This window comes from Microcoleus sp. Pol12B4 (assembly GCF_036701385.1).
GTDB lineage: Bacteria > Cyanobacteriota > Cyanobacteriia > Cyanobacteriales > Microcoleaceae > Microcoleus.
In genome coordinates, this window is sequence record NZ_JAUBQR010000325.1 from 1 (window position 1) to 4,902 (window position 4,902).

Annotated in this window: 4 protein-coding genes; all 4 read left to right on the forward strand. The window is 46.5% G+C overall.

Annotation, left to right across the window (positions count from 1 at the left end):
- Window positions 1–205: 205 nt before the first annotated feature.
- Window positions 206–1,492, forward strand: a complete 1,287-nt coding sequence (locus QUA38_RS27295) for an APC family permease (RefSeq protein ID WP_333167425.1) — start codon at window positions 206–208, stop codon at window positions 1,490–1,492.
- A gap of 42 nt (window positions 1,493–1,534) precedes the next feature.
- Window positions 1,535–2,944 (forward strand): NYN domain-containing protein, encoded by a 1,410-nt coding sequence (locus tag QUA38_RS27300; RefSeq protein WP_333167427.1) that lies wholly within the window; start codon window positions 1,535–1,537, stop codon window positions 2,942–2,944.
- An 83-nt stretch (window positions 2,945–3,027) separates the two neighbouring features.
- Window positions 3,028–3,735 (forward strand): SDR family oxidoreductase, encoded by a 708-nt coding sequence (locus tag QUA38_RS27305; RefSeq protein ID WP_333167430.1) that lies wholly within the window; start codon window positions 3,028–3,030, stop codon window positions 3,733–3,735.
- A gap of 400 nt (window positions 3,736–4,135) precedes the next feature.
- The coding region (locus tag QUA38_RS27310) for a VOC family protein (protein ID WP_333167432.1) at window positions 4,136–4,902 on the forward strand (767 nt) is incomplete at its 3' end.

Consider the following 4,902-nt stretch of genomic DNA (forward strand, 5'->3'; position numbering starts at 1 on the left):
GGCAATTCGAGTACGAGAGATTACATTCAAGGCCGTTTCGGTTAATACTTACATCTTGAACCTCTTTCAGAACAGGCAAGATGCCTGTTCCACAACAGACAAATATTTTTGTGGAGCACAGGCATCTTGCCTGCTATAGTTATGTCTTCAGAACAGGCAAGATGCCTGTTCCACAACAGATAAACATTTTTTTGGAGCTGGCATCTTGCCTGCTATAGTTATGTCTTCACCACTGCTGAAGCGAGAGTTGGGTATTTTCGGCGCTACTCTGATGGGCCTGGGATCGATTGTGGGCACGGGGGTATTTGTGAGTATCGGCATTGCAGCAGAAGTTGCTGGGCCGGGAGTGATTTTGGCTGTAGGTATTGCGGCTTTAGTGGCTGTTTGCAATGGCCTTAACAGCGCTCAATTAGCGGCAAGTCATCCTGTTAGCGGCGGTACTTATGAATATGGCTACAAATATCTCAATCCTTGGCTGGGTTTCACTGCCGGCTGGATGTTTTTGTTGGCGAAAACGGCTTCTGCGGCTACTGCTGCTTTAGGTTTTGCGGGGTATTTTTTAAATGCAGTTGGTGTAGCCGATCGCACTTACCTGATCCTAACAGCTTTAGTCGCCCTCGCCACCATCACTTTAATTGTATTGACGGGAATTAGGCGATCGAATATTGCCAATACTGCCATAGTCTCAGTTACACTCCTATCCTTAGCGGTGTTTGTTGCTGTCGGTTTGCCAGAGGTAAGGTGGGAAATGGCCACCGTACAGAATGATAGCTCGATCGGCTCCATCTTCCAGGCCACCGCCCTGATGTTTGTCGCTTATAGCGGTTACGCCCGCATCACCACCATGAGCGAGGAAGTGCGGGAACCGAGGGAAACCATTCCCAAAGCCATAATTTTCACTTTGGTGCTGACAATGCTTCTTTACGTGGGGGTAGCAGTAGTTGTCGCGGGCGCGGGGGGAGCCGATAAATTGTCTTTACAACCATGCGGCACGGCTGCACCTTTGGAAGTCATCGCCCGCAGTTTCCCAATTCCAGGAGTTTCTCAACTGCTAGCCGTCGGCGCAATTACCGCTATGTTGGGAGTCTTGCTGAACTTAATTTTAGGGCTATCGCGCATCTGGCTGGCGATGGGGCGGCGCTTGGATATGCCGAGAGTCTTGGCGCGGCTGAATCCTTCGGGGACAACTCCCTACGTGGCTGTGGTGGTTGTGGAAGTGACGATCGCACTTTTAATCCTCGTCGGCGATGTCAAAACCACTTGGTCATTTAGTGCTTTTAGCGTTTTGATTTACTACGCTATCACCAACCTCGCCGCGCTGCAACTTTCCCCCGCCCAAAGGCTTTATCCGCAGTGGTTGGCTTGGGTTGGTTTGGGGAATTGTCTGTTTCTGGCTTTCTGGGTGGAGAGGCAAATTTGGCTGACAGGATTGGCGTTAATTGCCGCCGGTTTAATTTGGCGGGCGATCGTCCGACTCCCGGCGAGAAACTAGAAGTGTGATAAATTGAAACAGCATCCCGCATTGTAGAGGGCCATGCCCGATCGAACCCCCTTGCTGGCGACTCAAGAATCTCTCGCACTCAGCGTCATCAGTCGCTATATAGCTCAAACCCTAATTACCATTCAGGAAAAGCATCCCGAATGGATAACTGAAAAATACAGGAAAACCCCCTGGGCCAAACCTGATTTTCAGTCAGTTTTGATTGGAAAATTGACAAAAAGTTTCAGCGTAGCCAGCGATACAGATTCCCTGCTGCTGACTGCGAAAAAATACCTACAAATTCTGCTGATTCCAGAATTCGTTAATTCACCTCAATTCAGCAAATTATCTGCCAAAATTCAGCAGCTAGCCCAACCTCAAACAGCACCAGTTAAATCACAAAACTCAGTTTCGTCAGAACCTCCAACTCCAACAGCCAATCAACCAGCCCCGCTTCCTGTCGGCATTGCTATCTTGCTGCTAGATGTCGAAAACTTGCAACTCACCATCGAAACCGAAAAATTCCTAGAGGGAATTTGCCACTATCCAATCCAAATCAAAGTTGCCTTTGCCAATTGGCGCAGCATGGGCAAGAAAGATGCCGAATTTCACCAGCGCGGCTATCAACTAATTCACGTCCCCCCCGGCAAAGACAGCGCCGACTTAAAAATGGCTACAGTCGGCGCATCGATTTTCGTACATTATCCCACAGCCAAAGAGATTTTTGTCTGTTCGTCCGATCGAGCTCTCACTCACCTCAGCAACACACTGCAAGCCCACGGACTAACCGTATTTCAAGTCCGCAAACAAATAGATAAAATCATAGTTTTAAACAGCAAAACCGGACAAGTGGAAACCCATTCTCTTGTAACTATACCGGAAATTACACCTTTAGAAGAATTAGTTATTCAACTCAAAGAATTAATCAAAAAAGAGCAAAAACGCACCTCAACTCAGTGGATAAAACTTTCTACTGTTTCAGCTTTATTTAGGGAAAATTACGGCTTAGTCCTCAATCAAGTTGTAACCCATCATTTGCTCGGTACTAAAACCAGGGATATTTTTCTCAAATATCCCACAGATTTTGCCCTCCACAAACCTTCAGAAACTTCTCAAACTTATGTCACTATTTTTGAAGTCAAACTGCCGCCCCCACCGCCAATACTTAACCAAGAAAATCTCAATAACCACCAGACAGCACCTGCGACTTTGACAGATATTAATTCTCTGGAAGACTTAGAAAGAGCTCTCGTCAAAATCGTTGGCGACTTAACCGACAACTCTCCTGAAAATTCTGTGTTTCTCTCCAATGTAGGCAGCGAGTTTCACCGACAATACGGCAAACAGATTACGCAAATAATCAAAGATTTTAATCTGGGTAGAAAATTTACTAAATTTTTGCAATCCTGCGCTTCTCTCCAGCTAAAAAAAGCGGAAAAAGGCTGGCAAGTTTCCCTCCATTAATTAAAAATTAAAATATATCCACCTTCCCATTACTAGCAACTTGAGTTATCATACAATCGGGACGTAAAGAAATGTAAAGGGATATGCAGGACAAAGTTGTGGTTGTGGTGGGTGCAACTGGCGGCATCGGTTCAGCGGTGGCCCGCCAACTCGCTGATGCGGGTGCGACGCTAGTGCTCGCCGCCAGAGACAGCAGTAAGTTAGACGCTTTAGCTAGCGAACTTTCGGCAACCGAGGTACTGTGCGTGCCCACAGATATCACTAATTTGCCCCAAGTCGAGACGCTGATGCACAAAGCTGTGGAACATTTCGGACAAATTGATGCCCTCGTAAACGCCGCCGGTGCCGGAATTCTCAAGCAGTGGAACAAGTTAGAACCCGCTGATTTAGATGCAATGCTTGACTTGAACTTGAAAGGCAGTTTTTACACGTCTCAAGCAGCAGCGAATGTGATGAAAGAGCGCAAATCCGGCCACATTTGCAATGTCATCGGGATTTTGGGCAAGCATTCGATGGCGATGGGAACGGCTTATTGCGCTTCAAAGTTTGGGGTAGTTGGTTTCAGCAAGTGCATGGCAGATGAACTGCGGCGCTACGGCATTAAGTTTACGCTATTCTATTTTGGCGGGGTGGATTCTCCGTTTTGGGATAATGTGAGTTTGAAGGTAGACAGGTCAAAAATGCTGAGTACCGAAACTGCAGCCAATGCGATTATGTTTGCTCTTTCGGCGGACCCGCAAGCTGTGCCGATGGAGATTAATATTCAGCCGGAAAGTCATTTGTTCTTTTAGCTAGGGAGAAGTGATTTGAAGGCAGAAGGGAGCGGAAGCTGAAGGCAAGAAAAATTATGAAATTTTTAGGTTTGAGAAGTTGTACAGCACTTAATTATGTAGCTGCACGGGCTGGCGCACCTTACCCCTACAAGTAGCGCGTCAAACGATTTTTTCGCCTTAGTCCTATTGGCGAAAGCCTAACGGTCAAACCTAAGTTATCACAGACAGGGGGTTTCTTTTAAGTGCCGACTTATTTCTGCCTTCAGAGGGAGCGAGGATATTCAATCTTTAGGTTATTATTAAGTGGGTGCGCAATAAAAAGTATGAAAAATATCCATTACTCACTCCCTCCCTTGCAATTTCGTCTTGAAAATCAGCAGATTTTCCCTTTTTCAGTTTCCATTTTCAATTATTGATTATGGAGTTCGATCGCATTCAATTTTACGTTGAAAAGGCTAAAGTATCCCGCGACTGGTTTGTGAGCCAGTTAGGCTTTCAATCAATAGCAGGTTATGCCAACAGCCACACTCACACTGAAGTTGTCAGCAGTGGCAATGTATTTTTTGTTTTATCTTCGCCCCTGACACCCGCTAGTCCCGCTGCTAGTTGGTTGAAGTTTCATCCTCCAGGGATTGCCGATGTGGGCTTTCGGGTAAAAAATATTGAATTAGCGGTAGCTAGAGCGGCTGCTGAAGGCGCTAAAATCCTGGAACCGATTCAAGAAGACCTAAACGCAGGAGGCTATTTTAAGCGGGCAAAAATCGCGGGCTGGGGAGATTTAAGCCATACGCTTGTGGAGCGAATTGGCAGCCATTCACTGCTATCGGCTTCGGATAAGCTGCCGTTGTTTACCCGGATTGACCACGTAGTGTTAAATGTGGAATCGGGCGATTTGTCAAGTGCTGTGAGTTGGTATCAAAAAATATTAGGTTTTCAACCGCAGCAAAATTTTGACATTCAGACGGAGAAATCGGCTTTGCGGAGCCAAGTTATGGTACACGCTGAAGGTGGGGTGCAATTCCCGATTAATGAACCGGCATCAGCTAATTCTCAAATTCAAGAGTTTTTGAGCGCCAATCGGGGGCCGGGAATTCAGCACATGGCTTTGCAAACTAATAATATTGTGGGTGTTGTTGCCGATTTGCGATCGTGCGGTTTGCCTTTTCTGCCGGTTCCTCCAACATA